Source organism: Pseudomonas sp. SWRI154, from assembly GCF_014268645.1.
In the GTDB taxonomy this organism is placed as follows: domain Bacteria; phylum Pseudomonadota; class Gammaproteobacteria; order Pseudomonadales; family Pseudomonadaceae; genus Aquipseudomonas; species Aquipseudomonas marvdashtae.
Window position 1 is genome coordinate 27,609 of the sequence record NZ_JABWQW010000025.1, and the last position, 14,446, is coordinate 42,054.

15 protein-coding genes are annotated in these 14,446 nt (G+C 62.3%); 2 read left to right on the forward strand and 13 right to left on the reverse strand.

Going from position 1 to position 14,446, the window contains the following annotated elements; genetic code table 11:
- Positions 1–9: 9 nt before the first annotated feature.
- Positions 10–759 (reverse strand): methyltransferase, encoded by a 750-nt coding sequence (locus HU806_RS20195; RefSeq protein ID WP_186613687.1) that lies wholly within the window; start codon positions 757–759, stop codon positions 10–12.
- Positions 752–1,060: a MazG-like family protein gene (locus tag HU806_RS20200; RefSeq protein WP_186613689.1), complete on the reverse strand. Its 309-nt coding sequence runs from the start codon at positions 1,058–1,060 to the stop codon at positions 752–754. The genes HU806_RS20195 and HU806_RS20200 overlap by 8 nt, the downstream gene beginning before the upstream one ends.
- 163 nt (positions 1,061–1,223) lie before the next feature.
- Between HU806_RS20200 and HU806_RS20205 the strand changes: the two genes are divergently transcribed.
- Positions 1,224–1,517, forward strand: coding sequence for a hypothetical protein (locus HU806_RS20205; protein ID WP_186613691.1), 294 nt, complete (start codon positions 1,224–1,226; stop codon positions 1,515–1,517).
- 235 nt (positions 1,518–1,752) lie between these two features.
- On the forward strand, positions 1,753–3,102 hold the full coding sequence (locus HU806_RS20210) for an MATE family efflux transporter (RefSeq protein ID WP_186613693.1): 1,350 nt from the start codon (positions 1,753–1,755) through the stop codon (positions 3,100–3,102).
- A 4-nt stretch (positions 3,103–3,106) separates the two neighbouring features.
- On the opposite strand, the gene HU806_RS20215 is transcribed toward HU806_RS20210, so the two are convergent.
- From HU806_RS20215 to rlmH, 11 genes are all read right to left on the reverse strand, one after another.
- Positions 3,107–3,904 (reverse strand): DUF4123 domain-containing protein, encoded by a 798-nt coding sequence (locus tag HU806_RS20215; RefSeq protein ID WP_186613695.1) that lies wholly within the window; start codon positions 3,902–3,904, stop codon positions 3,107–3,109.
- The gene (locus tag HU806_RS20220; RefSeq protein ID WP_186613697.1) at positions 3,901–5,211 is read right to left on the reverse strand and encodes a contractile injection system protein, VgrG/Pvc8 family; all 1,311 of its coding nucleotides are present in this window, start codon (positions 5,209–5,211) and stop codon (positions 3,901–3,903) included. Before HU806_RS20220 ends, HU806_RS20215 begins: the two co-directional genes overlap by 4 nt.
- A gap of 316 nt (positions 5,212–5,527) precedes the next feature.
- Positions 5,528–6,550, reverse strand: coding sequence for a lipoyl synthase (gene lipA / locus HU806_RS20225; protein ID WP_434560820.1), 1,023 nt, complete (start codon positions 6,548–6,550; stop codon positions 5,528–5,530).
- Between the two features lies 1 nt (position 6,551).
- Positions 6,552–7,199: a lipoyl(octanoyl) transferase LipB gene (gene lipB / locus HU806_RS20230; RefSeq protein WP_186613699.1), complete on the reverse strand. Its 648-nt coding sequence runs from the start codon at positions 7,197–7,199 to the stop codon at positions 6,552–6,554.
- Positions 7,199–7,471 (reverse strand): DUF493 domain-containing protein, encoded by a 273-nt coding sequence (locus tag HU806_RS20235; protein WP_122565047.1) that lies wholly within the window; start codon positions 7,469–7,471, stop codon positions 7,199–7,201. The genes lipB and HU806_RS20235 overlap by 1 nt, the downstream gene beginning before the upstream one ends.
- Before the next feature lie 81 nt (positions 7,472–7,552).
- The gene (locus HU806_RS20240; RefSeq protein WP_186613701.1) at positions 7,553–8,710 is read right to left on the reverse strand and encodes a D-alanyl-D-alanine carboxypeptidase family protein; all 1,158 of its coding nucleotides are present in this window, start codon (positions 8,708–8,710) and stop codon (positions 7,553–7,555) included.
- Positions 8,711–8,877: 167 nt separating this feature from the next.
- Positions 8,878–9,906 carry a septal ring lytic transglycosylase RlpA family protein gene (locus tag HU806_RS20245; RefSeq protein WP_186613704.1) on the reverse strand — a complete coding sequence of 343 codons (1,029 nt, stop codon included), beginning with the start codon at positions 9,904–9,906 and terminating at the stop codon, positions 8,878–8,880.
- A complete protein-coding gene (gene mltB, locus HU806_RS20250) occupies positions 9,906–10,916 on the reverse strand; it encodes a lytic murein transglycosylase B (protein ID WP_186613706.1) in 1,011 nt (336 codons plus the stop codon). The genes HU806_RS20245 and mltB overlap by 1 nt, the downstream gene beginning before the upstream one ends.
- Positions 10,917–10,933: 17 nt before the next feature.
- Complete coding sequence (rodA, locus tag HU806_RS20255) at positions 10,934–12,037, reverse strand: rod shape-determining protein RodA (protein ID WP_186613787.1); 1,104 nt, start codon at positions 12,035–12,037, stop codon at positions 10,934–10,936.
- A 31-nt stretch (positions 12,038–12,068) separates the two neighbouring features.
- Positions 12,069–13,964: a penicillin-binding protein 2 gene (gene mrdA, locus HU806_RS20260; protein WP_186613708.1), complete on the reverse strand. Its 1,896-nt coding sequence runs from the start codon at positions 13,962–13,964 to the stop codon at positions 12,069–12,071.
- A gap of 10 nt (positions 13,965–13,974) precedes the next feature.
- Positions 13,975–14,442, reverse strand: a complete 468-nt coding sequence (gene rlmH / locus HU806_RS20265) for a 23S rRNA (pseudouridine(1915)-N(3))-methyltransferase RlmH (protein ID WP_047229490.1) — start codon at positions 14,440–14,442, stop codon at positions 13,975–13,977.
- Between the last annotated feature and the right edge of the window lie 4 nt (positions 14,443–14,446).

The window sequence follows — 14,446 nt, forward strand, 5'->3', positions numbered from 1 at the left end:
GCTCTCCAGTCACACCGGACGGCAGACCCAGTGCAGATAACGCCCCAATCCGGCAAACGCCGGATGGCGACGGTGAGCCAGTTCCATTTCCAATAACTGCGCAAGCTCTACGCGCCCCTGGAACTCCACCGGCATGTAGTCATGAAAAACCCGCACGCCACTCTGGATTTCGACCTGCCACAAGTCTTCAAGTTGCGCCGCCAATTCTCGCGGATCAAGGGGTTGTTGCGGCGTCAGGCTCTGCTTTTCGCCGGCCATGTCGTTTTTGCGCAGTTTTCGAAAATGCCCCTTGAGCAGGTTGCGATAAACCAGCGCGTCACGGTTGTAGAAGGCCAGGGACAACCAGCCGCCGGGCACCGTCAGTTGATGCAGCACGGGCAGGATCGCGTGAGGCTCGGCCAGCCATTCGAGCACCGCATGGCACAGCACCAAGTCGTAAGGCTCGGTGAGCTGGCCGAGCAGATCCTGCCACGGCGCCTGGATGAATGTTGCGCTCTGGCCAGCCTCGGCGAACCGCTGGCGGGCGCCTTCGAGCATGGGCTCGGCCGGCTCGGCCAGGGTGACCTGATGGCCCCGCTCGGCCAGCCACAACGACATGTGTCCAAGCCCCGCGCCAATGTCCAATACCCGCAGCGGGCGGTCTGGCAAGGTTTCAAGCAGATCGGCCTGGAGCACGGCCAGACGAATCGCGCCCTTGGCGCCGCCGTAGATTTTTTCAGCGAAGCGCGTGGCGAGCTGATCGAAATGACGGTCACTCATTGGCGAACCGCCGCTCGCTGTCGGCCAACTTGCTGCGTACCACGGCGTCCATGTCCAGCCCCAGTTCGCTGCAAAGCAACAGCAGATACAACACGATATCGCCGATCTCCTGCCCGGCATGGGCCAGTTTATCCGCCGGCAATTGGCGCGACTGGTCCTCGGTCAACCATTGGAAGATCTCCACCAGCTCAGCCATTTCCACACTGGCGGCCATGGCGAGGTTTTTAGGGCTGTGAAATTGCCGCCAATCGTTACGGTCACGTATGGCGTGCAGGCGTTCGGTCAGTTCAACAAGGTTCATCGGGCTCTCCTGAATGCACATAGCTTCGGGGGATGATGGGGGGAAGGCAAGCGTCTCGGTACGAAGCGGCGAAATACCCCATAATCGAACCATCGCAGCCGCCGTCGCTCCTACTATCAGGAGCCCAGGCTCGATTTCGATCCCCCTTCATCAGGATGCACACATGCAGGTAGAAAGCTTTTTCGAATGGCTTGGCCAGGCGCTCGGTTCGGTGATCCGTTTTATCGTCGATCTGCTCAGCGGCCTGTTCAACACCCTGGCCAATGCCGGCGGCAACTTCGTCGATGGCCTGTCCCGCACCCTCGGCATGGACACCTCGATCATCAGTATCATCGCGCTGATCCTCGGCCTGATGCTGCTGTACTCAGCGATCCGCGCGTTCATGCGGGCGTCGATTGTGATGGGCATCATCTGGCTGATACTGGGGCTGTGGTTGTTGAGTTGGATCATTCACTGAGACTTCCACTTGCGCCGGACCAAACAACACCCTGTGGCGAGGGAGCTTGCTCCCGCTGGACTGCGCAGCAGTCCCAAACCGGGCTGACGCGGTTCTCCATGAACACCGCGCCATCCAGTCTTGCGACGGCTGCGCCGCCGAGCGGGAGCAAGCTCCCTCGCCACAAAAGCCTGCCGCCCATATGAATGAAACGCTGCGATAACCCGCTACAATCGCGCTCCACCCAGGAGCCACCATGTCCAACCTGATCGCCGACTGGCGCGACCGCCTCACCCATCGCCGGGTATGGGCGCTGGCCGCGCCGATGATTCTCTCGAACATATCCGTGCCGCTGGTAGCGCTGGTCGACAGCACCGTCATCGGCCACTTGCCGCACGCCCATCAGTTGGGCGCGGTGGCCGTTGGGGCGAGTCTGTATACCGTATTGGCCTGGGCCATGGGTTTCTTGCGCATGGGCACCACCGGGTTCGCCGCCCAGGCAGCCGGCCGGGGTGACGGAGCGGCGTTGCGGCAAGTGTTGCTGCAAGGACTGCTGCTGGCGATGGGGCTGGCAATTGTGCTCGGCGCGGTGGGCGTGCCGCTGAGCGACGTCGCGTTGCACTTTATGCAGCCGTCGGCCGAACTCGATCAACTGACTCGGGATTTCTTTCACACCCGACTCTTCGGCTTGCCCGCGGCGTTGGCCAGCTACGCGCTGGTGGGCTGGTTTCTCGGCGCCCAGAATGCTCGCGCGCCATTGGTGATTCTGCTGGTCACCAATCTGGTGAACATCGCCTTGAACCTCTGGTTCGTCATTGGCCTGGATTGGGGCGTGACCGGTTCGGCGCGGGCGTCAGTCATTGCCGAGTGGACGGGCGCGCTGGTGGGCTTGGCCCTGGCCCGCCACACGTTGCGCACCTGGCCAGGACGAATCGCCTGGGCGGCCCTGGGGTTGTGGCAGAGCTGGCGACCATTGCTGGCGGTGAACCGGGACATTTTCATCCGCAGCCTGATCCTGCAATCGGTATTTTTCCTGATCACCGTGCAAGGCGCCCGCCTGGGGGATGCGACGGTGGCGGCAAACGCCCTGCTGCTCAATGGCTTGCTGCTGACCGCCCATGCCCTGGACGGCCTGGCCCATGCCGTCGAGGCGCTGTGCGGCCACGCCATCGGCGCCCGGGATCGCCTGGCCCTGCGCCGCTCGCTGGTGGTCGCCTGCGGCTGGTCGCTCATCGCAAGCGTCGGATTTGCCTTGCTGTTTCTGCTTGCCGGGCATTTATTCATCGATATGCAAACCAACATCCCCGTTGTGCGCGACACCGCTTACCACTACCTGCCTTACCTCGCGGCGCTGCCGTTGATTGCGGTGTGGAGCTATTTGCTCGATGGTTTGTTCATCGGCGCCACCCGCGCTAGGGAAATGCGCAACGGCATGCTGCTGACGCTGTTGCTGGCGTTGCCATTCGCCTGGGCGCTGCAAGGACTGGGTAACCATGGACTGTGGATCAGCTTCCTGTCGTTCATGGTATTGCGCAGCCTGACGCTCGGCGCCGTCGCCTGGCGCTTGCACCGGCGTGATGGCTGGCTCGACGCTGCCGCTCGGTGACGGCTCAGCCTCGATCGTCCTGCCACAGCCGACGCAGATGGTCGAGACGTTCTCGCTGCGAGCCGCCCACCAGCCCTGGCACTGGCCGGGCATCGGGATATTGCAGACGTAACCACAACCAGCCGTCGACAACAGCCTGCTCGCTGAACCCCAGCGCCCGGCCCTGTTGCAGATACTCCCAGAGCACCCAATAGTCATGCCCCGTGGAGCGGGACCATTGCCAGACGTGACGCCCCAGCAGGCACTCCTGCAATCTGATTTGCTGCTTGTCGCTGAGGCCATGTTCGGTCTCCAGCGCCGGCACCGGCAGCCTGGGATTAGAGAGTTGTTGCCAACCTTGGCAGCTCATCGCCCGATCAGCCCAAGTACCACCGAACCATCGCAACAGGCTGATCGGCCCGAGCCAGCAGCTGAGCTCCCGAGGATCGCAACCATCGAAGAAATAGCTGGCGGTGTGCGGGTTGTAATAGTTCAACAAAGCCTTGTGGTGAAGGCCAAGCGTCACGGTCAACATGCGACGCAGATGCGCCAGCAGCGACTCGACGGGCGTCGCGCTCACCAATAGCAGCCCTGGCCAGGACTGGGCGTCCAATTGGCACAGGCTAGCCAGCGCAGGCGACTGGCGTAGATCCACCAACAATGGGCCGTGCTGCTTCAGTTCGTCGAACTCGGTGTCTTCGAGCAGGGGGAACCGTCGCGCCTCCCTGAATTGCTCGCGCAGGCGCTGCGCAGCCTCCGGCGCGTCCGGCACATCGAGCAGCAACCATTGCGGGGCCGGGCCAGGCAGGATTGCGACGGTCATGGAGCAGCGCCCGCGCCGTGCCGCGTCAACATGCGGCACGTACATACTGGCTGGGCACAAGGACTGAAGCGCCCCCCGCCGGGCAGCAGGCAAAGCAAGACCAGCGGCTCGCCTCCCTGGATCGCGGACAATAAGGAAGTATCGACTCCAGACGGCTCCGAGGACGCCCGAGAAGACAGGGCCGACGGGGCCGTCTGTGGCGTCTGGGCGTCGGCAGAAGCGCCGAGGAATGCGCAGACCAAGGGGCGATCAGGATCGCCTTCGATAAAACTCACCAATACTTCGGTGCCCTCGCGAATGGCCCCCGCACCGCGCGACGCCAACTCGGGCGCCAATGGCAGCCAACAATGGCTGGGGCTGGCTCCCTCCCCCTGATAGGCCCAGTCGAATTGAACCGCCACTCGTCCGGCCAGCGGTGGTTCATCGACCTCCACGACCCATCCGCGTTGCCTGCTCACCATGACCGGCTTGGCTGGCACCCTGTCCGCCACGAAAGGCCACTCCCAGGGAATGGCCCGGAAATGATTGCCGTATATGCCGGATTGGCCTCGGTGCTCCACCTTGGTCAATCGCCAGCGCTGGTTCCGTCTTTTGAATGAATGTGCCGCCAGCGACAGAACCTGCTCGGCACGCAAGTGCATCAGATCGCTGCGACCTTGTGCCACCGGCGCTCCCGAAGCGTCAACCTGTACCCTGAAGGCCTGCACCGCGCCGGTTCGCCCTTCATCGCCGTAAACCGCTTTGGCGGCTATGGGAACTCCGACCACCGTATCAGCGAAAACCAGGCAGTGCCGATCCCGAGCGTGTTCGAAATGGAAGTGAATCCCTGCCTGGGCGCACACCCGTTGGAGGAAGTGCAGGTCCGATTCTCGGTATTGGGTGCACACATCCTGCAGCGGATATTCGCCGCTCAGGTCCAGGCATAGGTTGCGGCCACTGATGCCATGCCCCTTGAGCACCTGGCGAATGATCTGCGGCACCGAGCAAGCATTGAACACTCGTTGGCTAAAGCGCTGGGCGAGGCACGCCAGCTTCGGCCCGATGCGCACACGACAGGCCTCGCCATGCCGGTGGACAAGCTCGTGAAGCTGTCCGTGGATGCCCCGATCCGGCGCCCCGAAACTCAACCATACGTCGCGGTACAGCAATCCCGCCAAGTCCAGGGTCAGGTCGCCGAGCACCAGTTCCACTTCGAAAACGAAAGGTTCGCTGATGGCTTCACGGCCCGTGAAGGCCACGACGATAAGAGCTTCGGACAGACCGGCTATCTCCAGACGAAATGATAACTCGCAGGCTGGATCGGACATCGGCGTTTCTCTACAGGAGGGGCGACCAGGCATTCTCGCTGAGAGCCGGGGTCGAGTAGAGGGCTCAACTGCAAAATAGGAAAAGGACTACATGAATTACGGAAAGCAGCGGTTAGGTGAGAGGGGGGCCGGAACAAACAAGCTGTACACGCGGCAGCGCGACAATGGCTCCCCTTTTTCCTCGCCAACAGGCAGACACAGGCCCCGGAACAAAGCAAAAAGGCGCTTTTCCCTTTCAGGAGAAGCACCTTTTCCATAAATGAACCGCCACAGGCCGCCGATGAGCCCGGCAGTCATTGTTGCGTTTGAGTACCGATCAGGAACCCAACAGCTCAGCCTTGACCAGTTTCGCCTGCTCATCAGCATGGTACGAAGACCGTACCAGCGGACCGGACGCAACGTTCTTGAAGCCCATCTTGTAGCCTTCCTCGGCGAACCAGGCGAAGGTGTCCGGATGCACGAAACGCTGCACCGGCAAGTGGCTACGGGACGGTTGCAGGTATTGGCCCAGGGTCAGCATGTCGATGTCATGCTCGCGCATGCGCTTCATGACCTCGATGACTTCCTCGTCGGTTTCACCCAGGCCCAGCATCAAGCCGGACTTGGTCGGAATGTGCGGCATCATCTGCTTGAAGCGTTGCAGCAGGGTCAGCGACCATTGGTAGTCCGAACCCGGGCGCGCGGCCTTGTACAGGCGTGGCACGGTTTCCAGGTTGTGGTTGAACACATCCGGCGGCTCGGCGGCGGTGATTTCCAGGGCAATGTCCATGCGGCCACGGTAGTCGGGCACCAGGGTTTCCAATTGCACGTTCGGCGACAGCTTGCGGATTTCGCGGATGCAGTCGGCAAAGTGCTGGGCACCGCCGTCACGCAGGTCATCGCGGTCCACCGAGGTGATGACCACGTACTTGAGCTTCAGGTCGGCGATTGCGATGGCCAGGCTTTGCGGCTCATTGGTGTCCAGTGGCTTCGGACGTCCGTGGCCGACGTCGCAGAACGGGCAGCGACGGGTGCAGATGTCGCCCATGATCATGAAGGTCGCGGTGCCGCCGGAGAAGCACTCGCCCAGGTTCGGGCAGGAGGCTTCTTCGCAGACGCTGTGCAGCTTGTGCTTGCGCAGCAGGGCCTTGATGCGGTCGACTTCCGGGGAAACCGGGATGCGCACGCGGATCCAGTCGGGTTTCTTTGGCAGTTCTGTGGTCGGGATGATCTTGACCGGAATGCGTGCAACCTTCTCGGCGCCGCGCAGCTTGACGCCGGCCTCTACCTTGGCACGCGGGGCCGGACGTTCGGTGACGTCCAGCGTCGGGATCATGGTTTGCACTGCATCAGTAGTCATATCAGTCGATTCCGCCCGTGAGGGTCGTCTGCTCAGCATAGTCGAGGTGTTTGACGAGCTGCGCGCGCAGCCGGGCACTTACCTCGGCAAATTCAATCGATCCTGTGTGATCGCGCAGCTGGGTCATCGCCAGCCCTGCGTAGCCACAGGGATTAATCCGTCGAAACGGCTCAAGGTCCATGTCCACGTTCAACGCCAGGCCGTGAAACGAACAGCCATGGCGGATTCGCAGGCCCAACGAGGCGATCTTCGCCCCGTCGACATACACGCCTGGTGCATCCGGCTTGGCCGCCGCGGTCACGCCATAGCTTCCGAGCAGATCGACCAGGCATGTCTCCATGCGGGTGACCAGCTCGCGAACGCCGAACCCCAGCTTGCGCACATCCAGCAACAGATAGGCGACCAACTGGCCCGGGCCATGGTAAGTCACCTGCCCGCCCCGGTCGACCTTCACCACCGGGATATCCCCCGGCAACAACAGGTGCTCGGCCTTGCCCGCCTGCCCCTGGGTGAACACCGACGGGTGTTCGACCAGCCAGACTTCATCGCCAGCGGTGGTGCCGCGTTCGTTGGTGAAGCGCTGCATGGCATGCCAGACCGGCTCGTAAGCCATGGTGCCCAGCTCGCGAAAGCCCAGCGTGCCCGGCATCACAACACCATGTGCACGAAACCGGTCGCTCGCAGCTCGCTATTGATGTCGTAGAGCTGTTCCTGGCCAGTGGCAATGATATGCAACTGGATAGTCGTGTACTTGCCGTTGGTACTCTGGCGCTCGGCCAGGGTCTTGTGGTCAACGGTGGCGTGCTTCTCAAGGATCGCGATGATCTTGTCCTTGAAACCCACACCGGTGTCGCCGATTACTTTGATCGGATAATCCGCGCAGGGAAATTCGATCTTTGGCGCCTTTACTTCGTCTGTCATGGCGTAACGGCCTCGCAAGCCGTGGTAACGAACATGGCCCCGCGCCGCAAAGGAACGGGGCCATGCAGGTCAACACTCGAATCAGTTGAACAAGCCGTAGAAGAATAGACGGATGCTATCCCACATGCGGCGGAAGATACCACCTTCCTCGACCGCGTCCAGCGCGATCAGGTCGGCGCTGTGCACCACTTTGTCGTCCAGTTTGACTTCGACCTTGCCGATGACGTCGCCCTTGGCGATCGGCGCGGTCAGTTGCGGATTCATGGTCATGCTGGCGGCGAGCTTCTTGAGCTGGCCTTTCGGCAAGGTCATGGTCAGGTCCTGGGCCAGGCCGGCCTTCACCTGGTTGGTGGCGCCTTTCCACACCTGGGCCTGGGCCAGTTCGGTGCCTTTCTGATAGAAGGTCTGGGTTTCGAAGAAGCGGAAACCGTAGGTCAGCAGCTTCTGTGTCTCGGCGGCGCGAGCCACTTCGCTGTTGGTGCCGAACACCACGGCGATCAGGCGCATCCCGTCGCGGACAGCCGAAGACACCATGCAATAGCCGGCCTCTTCGGTGTGGCCGGTCTTCAGGCCATCGACGGTCTTGTCGCGCCACAGCAGCAGGTTGCGGTTAGGCTGCTTGATGCCGTTCCAGAAGAATTCCTTCTGGGAATAGATGGCGTAGTGCGCCGGGTCTTCGTGGATGATCGCCCGCGCCAGCAGTGCCATGTCGTGAGCCGACGAATAGTGCTCAGGGTTCGGCAAGCCTGTCGGGTTCATGAAGTGGCTGTTGGTCATGCCCAGGTCGGCGACAGTCTTGTTCATCATGTCGGCGAACGCATCTTCGCTGCCGGCGATGTGCTCGGCCAGGGCGACGCTGGCGTCATTGCCGGACTGGATGATGATGCCGTGCAGCAGGTCGCTGACGGTCACTTGCGAACCGACCTTGATGAACATCCGCGAACCGCCGGTGCGCCAGGCGTTTTCGCTGACAGTCACCGGATCGTTTTCGCCGATCTGGCCACGACGGATTTCCAGAGTCGCGATGTACGCGGTCATCAGCTTGGTCAGGCTGGCCGGTGGCAGGCGCTGGTCACCGTTGTTCTCTACCAGGACCTCGCCGCTGCTGGCATCCATGAGCACAAAGGATTTGGCAGCCAATTGAGGGGGTGCCGGCATCATCTCGACCGCGAACGCGGCCGGTGAAAGAAGCAACGGGACTAGCAGGCAAAGGCGTTTGGCAAAGGTGGTGATGTTCATCCGTCTCTCGAAATCGCTAATGGAACTGCCCAAAGGCAAAACTAAACAGGCAACTCATCAAGGAGCTGCCGCGTATTTAAGTTGCTCACTCACAACCCTTGCCGGGCTTTTGTTATTCATGGAGCCAACAACCTGACCCGCTCCAACCGCAGCGGGCTTTCAATCAGTTACTCGGCGGTGACCAGGCTCGGCGAACCGAGATTGGCCAGGCGCACGCTGTTCTGTACCTGCTGGACTTCACCCGGAGAACCGATCGGCCCCAGGCGCACCCGATGCAGTGTCTGCTGGTTGCGCACGATCGAGCTGATGAACACCGGCGCGCTGACCATCGAGCTCAGCTTCGATCGGAGCAGCTCTGCAGCGTCCGGGTTGGCGAACGCGCCCACTTGCAGATACTGGCCAGACGCTGTTGCAGAAGCGTTTTTTTTTGCGTCGATCTGCACAGGCACCACGGCCGCGGCATGTTGCTGCGGCGGCGGGGTCCATTGCTCGACCGTGCCGGTGGAGGCCGTCAGGGTCGGCGCGGCATTTTGCGCCACTTTCGGCTCGTTGAGCATCAAAGGCGCCGGACGGCCACGCTGGGCCCACCATTCCTGGGGATCGATGCCTTCGACCTTGACCCGCGCAGTGCCGGTTTCAGCGTAACCGAGCTTTTTCGCCGCCGCGTACGACAAGTCGATGATGCGATCGGAATAAAACGGCCCACGGTCGTTCACCCGCAGGATCACCGTCTTGTTGTTGTCCAGGTTGGTCACCCGTACATAACTGGGCAGCGGCAAGGTCTTGTGGGCCGCGCTCATGCCGTACAGGTCGTACACCTCGCCATTGGCGGTATTCTGGCCGTGGAACTTGGTGCCGTACCAGGACGCCGTGCCCGAAGCGACGTAGCGCTTGGATTCGGCGATCGGAAAATAGGTCTTGCCCAGCACCGTATACGGATTGGCCTTGTAGGGACCGGTGTGCAGCGTCGGCGTCGCGTCGGGAATGCGCGAGACATCGACGTCCCACCATGGCGCGCCGTCCTTGTGGGCCCGGTTGATGTCCAGGCCCGGCGTGGCGCGCACGGCGGTGGTGGGGGTTTTCTGGGTCGGTGCGCGACTGGTCGAACAACTGACGACCAGCAACGACAGCGCTGCCAATGCCACCAGCTTGAGGGGCCTGGCTTTCAGGGGTTGATAGGTAGGCAATGCCCGCATTATTTGACGCCCCGTGCTTTGACCAGCTCTTCAGACAGTTGATGTACGGCCATGGCGTACATCACGCTGCGGTTATAACGCGTAATCGCGTAGAAATTCTTCAGGCCCATCCAATATTCAGGGCCCTGCTCGCCTTCAAGGCGCATCGCGGTGACCGGCATGTCGTCACGCAGCGCATCATGACTCGACCAGCCCAGCGCTCGCAACTCCCCGACGGTTTTCGTCGGCTCGATCCCTTCGGTCAAGCCCTCGTCAACCTGTTCGCCACGCACGTCGGCGCGGCTCACCACAGGCTGGCCAGCCTCCCAGCCGTGACGCTTGAAATAGCTGGCGACACTGCCAATGGCATCGGTCGGGTTGGTCCAGATATTGATGTGGCCGTCGCCGTCGAAGTCGACCGCGTAGGCGCGGAAACTGCTGGGCATGAATTGCGGCAGGCCCATGGCGCCTGCGTAGGAGCCCTTGAGGGTCAGCGGATCGACCTGCTCTTCGCGGGCCAGCAGCAGGAACTCGCGCAGCTCCTTGCGGAAGAACTCGGCGCGCGGCGGGTAATCGAAGCCCAGGGTCGACAGTGCGTCGATCACGCGGAAATTGCCGGTGTTGCGGCCAAAGAAGGTTTCGACGCCGATGATGGACACGATGACTTGGGCCGGCACGCCATATTCCTGCTCGGCGCGGGCCAGGGCCGCCTCATGCTGGCGCCAGAAGTCCACGCCCCGGGCGATCCGCGCCTCGGTGATGAACATCGGCCGGTACTCGCTCCACTGCTTGACGCGCTCGGCGGGCCGGGAAATCGCGTCGAGGATCGATTGCTTGCGCTCGGCCTCGCGGAACACGCCCATCAGCTGTTCACCGGCGAAACCGTAGTCACGGGTCATTTCACCGACGAACTCGGCCACCTGCGGCGAGCCCTCGTATTCGCCGGCGAGGGCCTGCGGCGCGCAGCCCAGGAAGCCGACCAGGCCGACCCACGGCGCATATCGCGTCGACCAGCCACGCATTGCTTGCATTGAACTCTTCACCTTATTCAAACCTGCGCGATCCATTTGCGGTGCGTATGAATCGACATCAAAACCCCAAACGCTGACAGTAGCGTCACCAGCGAAGTTCCTCCGTAGCTAATGAATGGCAACGGCACCCCCACGACCGGCAGCAGGCCACTGACCATACCGATATTGACGAAAACATAAACAAAAAACGTCATGGTCAGGCTGCCCGCGAGCAATTTGCCGAACAACGTCTGCGCCTGGGCGGTAATCACCAGCCCGCGGCCGATCAGCAGCAAATAGATCAGCAGCAGCACGCAAATGCCCACCAGGCCGAACTCTTCGCCCATCACCGCGATGATGAAGTCGGTGTGGCTTTCTGGCAAAAAGTCCAGGTGCGACTGGGTGCCCATCAGCCAACCCTTGCCAAACACCCCGCCGGAACCGATGGCGGCCTTGGACTGGATGATGTTCCAGCCGGTGCCCAGCGGATCGCTTTCCGGATCGAGGAAGGTCAGCACGCGTTGCTTCTGGTAGTCGTGCATCACGAAATACCACATGGCCACCGACACCGGCACGGCGGCAGCGATCACGCTGAGGATCCAGCGCCAGCGCAGCCCGCCCATGAACAGCACGAAGGCGCCGCCGGCCAGGATCAGCAGCGAGGTGCCGAGGTCCGGTTGGCGGACGATCAGGATAAACGGGATGCCGATCAGCAACAGGCTGATGCACACATGCTTGAGCTGCGGCGGCAGGGAACGTTTGGCGAGGTACCAGGCGATGGTCGCCGGCATGATGATCTTGAGGAATTCCGAGGGCTGGAAACGGATCACCCCGGGAATGTTGATCCAGCGGGTGGCGCCCATGGCGTTGTGGCCCATGATGTCCACCACCACCAGCAAACCCACGCCTACGACATAGGCCAGTGGCACCCAGCGCGCCATGAACCGTGGTTCGAGCTGCGCGATGACGATCATCGATACCAGGCCGATGCCGAACGAGGTGGCCTGCTTGGCCAGCAGGTCCCAGCTCTTGCCACTGGCCGAATACAACACGAACAGGCTGCCGGCGGCCAGCGTCAGCAGCAGGATCAGCAACGGCCCGTCGATGTGCATGCGTTGCAGCAAGGTGGCGCGGCGGCGCATCACGTCTTCGCTGGACAGGATGCGGTCGAAATTATTCTTCACGGGCCGTAGCCTCCGCAGTGGTGGGGCTTGCGTATTCGGGCTTGAGCTGACCGTGCTCATCCAGCAGCCAGGCGTCCATGATCTGGCGCACCACCGGCGCGGCGACACCGGAACCGGACTCACCGTTCTCGACCATCACCGACACTACGATCTTGGGATTTTCGGCCGGCGCGAAGCCGACGAACAAGGCGTGGTCACGATGGCGCTCCTGAACCTTGGAGCGGTCGTATTTCTCGCCCTGCTTGATCGCCACGACCTGGGCCGTGCCGCTCTTGCCAGCTATGCGATATTGCGCGCCAAGGGCAGCCTTGCGCGCGGTGCCCCGGGCGCCATGCATCACCTGCTGCATGCCGATGTTGACCTTCTGCCAGTCCGACGGGTTGCGCAGGATAATGTCGGGCATCGGGTCCGGGTCCAAGGGCTTCTGGCCTTCGATGGTCTTGGCCAGGTGCGGGCGATACCACTTGCCCTTGCTCGCCACCAGGGCCGTGGCCTGGGCCAGTTGCAAGGGCGTTGCCTGCATGTAGCCCTGGCCGATCCCCAGGATCAGGGTTTCACCGGGGAACCAGGCCTGGCGGCGAGTCGCCCGTTTCCATTCCCGCGACGGCATCAGGCCCGGGGACTCCTCGAACATGTCCAGGGACACCTTCTGGCCGAGGCCGAACTTGTTCATATAGGACGACAACCGGTCGATCCCCAGCTTGTGGGCCAGGTCGTAGAAGTAGGTGTCGTTGGAACGCATGATCGCCGTTTCCAGGTCCACGTAGCCATCACCGGTACGGTTCCAGTTACGGTACTTGTGGTCGTAGTTCGGCAATTGGTAGTAACCCGGGTCGTAGACCCGGCTCGACGCAGTCACAACGCCAGCGTCCAGCCCGGCAATCGCCACGGCCGGCTTGATGGTCGAGCCCGGCGGATAGAGCCCGCGCAGCACACGGTTGAACAGCGGCCGGTCGATGGAATCGCGCAGCTCGGCGTAGGCCTTGAAACTGATGCCGGTGACGAACAGGTTCGGGTCGAAACTCGGTTGGCTGACCATCGCCAGGACTTCGCCGGTATTGGGGTCCAAGGCAACCACCGCGCCACGCCGTCCGCCCAGCGCTGCTTCGGCGGCTTCCTGCAATTTGATGTCCAGGCTCAGGACAATGTCCTTGCCGGGAATCGGGTCGGTGCGCTTGAGCACTCGCAGCACGCGGCCGCGGGCGTTGGTCTCGACTTCCTCGTAGCCCACCTGGCCGTGCAGCTCGGCTTCGTAGAAACGCTCGATGCCGGTCTTGCCGATATGGTGAGTGCCGCTGTAGTTGACCGGATCGAGCGTCTTGAGCTCTTTTTCGTTGATCCGGCCCATGTAGCCGACCGAATGGGCGAAGTGCGGCCCTTGGGGATAATGCCGCACCAGTTGCGCCACCACCTCGACGCCCGGCAGGCGGAACTGGTTCACGGCGATCAGGGCGATCTGTTCTTCGGTCAGCTCGAACATGATCGGCACCGGCTCGAAGGGACGCCGGCCCTGGCGCATACGCTTCTCGAAGATCGCCCGGTCCTCGGGCGTCAGTTGCAGGACCTCGACGATCACGTCGAGGACCTGCTGCCAATCACCGGAGCGCTCGCGGGTCATGCTCAGGCTGAAGCTGGGCCGGTTGTCGGCCACCACCACGCCATTGCGGTCGAAAATCAGTCCGCGGGTCGGCGGAATCGGCTGGACATGTACACGGTTACTTTCCGACAGGGTCGAGTGGTACTCGTACTGGATCACCTGGAGGAAATACAGCCGCGCGATCAGCACGCCGATCAGCGCCACCACCGCAATAGCACCGAACACGACGCGGCCCCGCACCAGGCGGGCGTCTTTTTCGTGGTCCTTGATGCGAATCGGCTGAGGCATGAGGGCAGGATTACTTGTGATAAGGGTGCCCGGACAGGACTGTCCAGGCACGATACAACTGTTCACCGATCAGGATCCGCACCAACGGGTGCGGCAACGTCAGGGGCGACAAGGACCAGCGTTGATCGGCTCGGGCACAGACTTCCGGCGCCAGCCCTTCCGGGCCGCCGACCATGAAATTGACCGTGCGCGCATCCAGCCGCCAGCGATCGAGCTCGACTGCCAACTGCTCGGTGCTCCAGGGCTTGCCGTGAACTTCGAGGGTGACGATCCGCTCGTTCGGCCCGACCTTGGCCAGCATGGCTTCGCCTTCCTGGCGGATGAAGCGCGCCACGTCAGCGTTCTTGCCACGGGTATTGAGCGGAATTTCCACCAGTTCCAAGGCCAGCTCGGACGGAAGACGCTTGGCATATTCATGCCAGCCTTCTTCCACCCACTTGGGCATGCGAGAACCGACGGCGATCAGGCGCAGTCGCACAGCG

Excerpts from the sequence above, each read along its gene's own strand:
- mltB (WP_186613706.1), bottom strand. The coding sequence starts at position 10,916 with ATGCAAGCAATGCGTGGCTGGTCGACGCGATATGCGCCGTGGGTCGGC.
- rodA (WP_186613787.1), bottom strand. The coding sequence starts at position 12,037 with ATGCGCCGCCGCGCCACCTTGCTGCAACGCATGCACATCGACGGGCCG.
- HU806_RS20235 (WP_122565047.1), bottom strand. The coding sequence starts at position 7,471 with ATGACAGACGAAGTAAAGGCGCCAAAGATCGAATTTCCCTGCGCGGAT.
- HU806_RS20210 (WP_186613693.1), top strand. The coding sequence starts at position 1,753 with ATGTCCAACCTGATCGCCGACTGGCGCGACCGCCTCACCCATCGCCGG.
- lipB (WP_186613699.1), bottom strand. The coding sequence starts at position 7,199 with ATGCCGGGCACGCTGGGCTTTCGCGAGCTGGGCACCATGGCTTACGAG.
- HU806_RS20205 (WP_186613691.1), top strand. The coding sequence starts at position 1,224 with ATGCAGGTAGAAAGCTTTTTCGAATGGCTTGGCCAGGCGCTCGGTTCG.
- HU806_RS20215 (WP_186613695.1), bottom strand. The coding sequence starts at position 3,904 with ATGACCGTCGCAATCCTGCCTGGCCCGGCCCCGCAATGGTTGCTGCTC.
- HU806_RS20195 (WP_186613687.1), bottom strand. The coding sequence starts at position 759 with ATGAGTGACCGTCATTTCGATCAGCTCGCCACGCGCTTCGCTGAAAAA.
- HU806_RS20220 (WP_186613697.1), bottom strand. The coding sequence starts at position 5,211 with ATGTCCGATCCAGCCTGCGAGTTATCATTTCGTCTGGAGATAGCCGGT.
- HU806_RS20240 (WP_186613701.1), bottom strand. The coding sequence starts at position 8,710 with ATGAACATCACCACCTTTGCCAAACGCCTTTGCCTGCTAGTCCCGTTG.
- HU806_RS20200 (WP_186613689.1), bottom strand. The coding sequence starts at position 1,060 with ATGAACCTTGTTGAACTGACCGAACGCCTGCACGCCATACGTGACCGT.
- lipA (WP_434560820.1), bottom strand. The coding sequence starts at position 6,550 with ATGACTACTGATGCAGTGCAAACCATGATCCCGACGCTGGACGTCACC.
- HU806_RS20245 (WP_186613704.1), bottom strand. The coding sequence starts at position 9,906 with ATGCGGGCATTGCCTACCTATCAACCCCTGAAAGCCAGGCCCCTCAAG.
- mrdA (WP_186613708.1), bottom strand. The coding sequence starts at position 13,964 with ATGCCTCAGCCGATTCGCATCAAGGACCACGAAAAAGACGCCCGCCTG.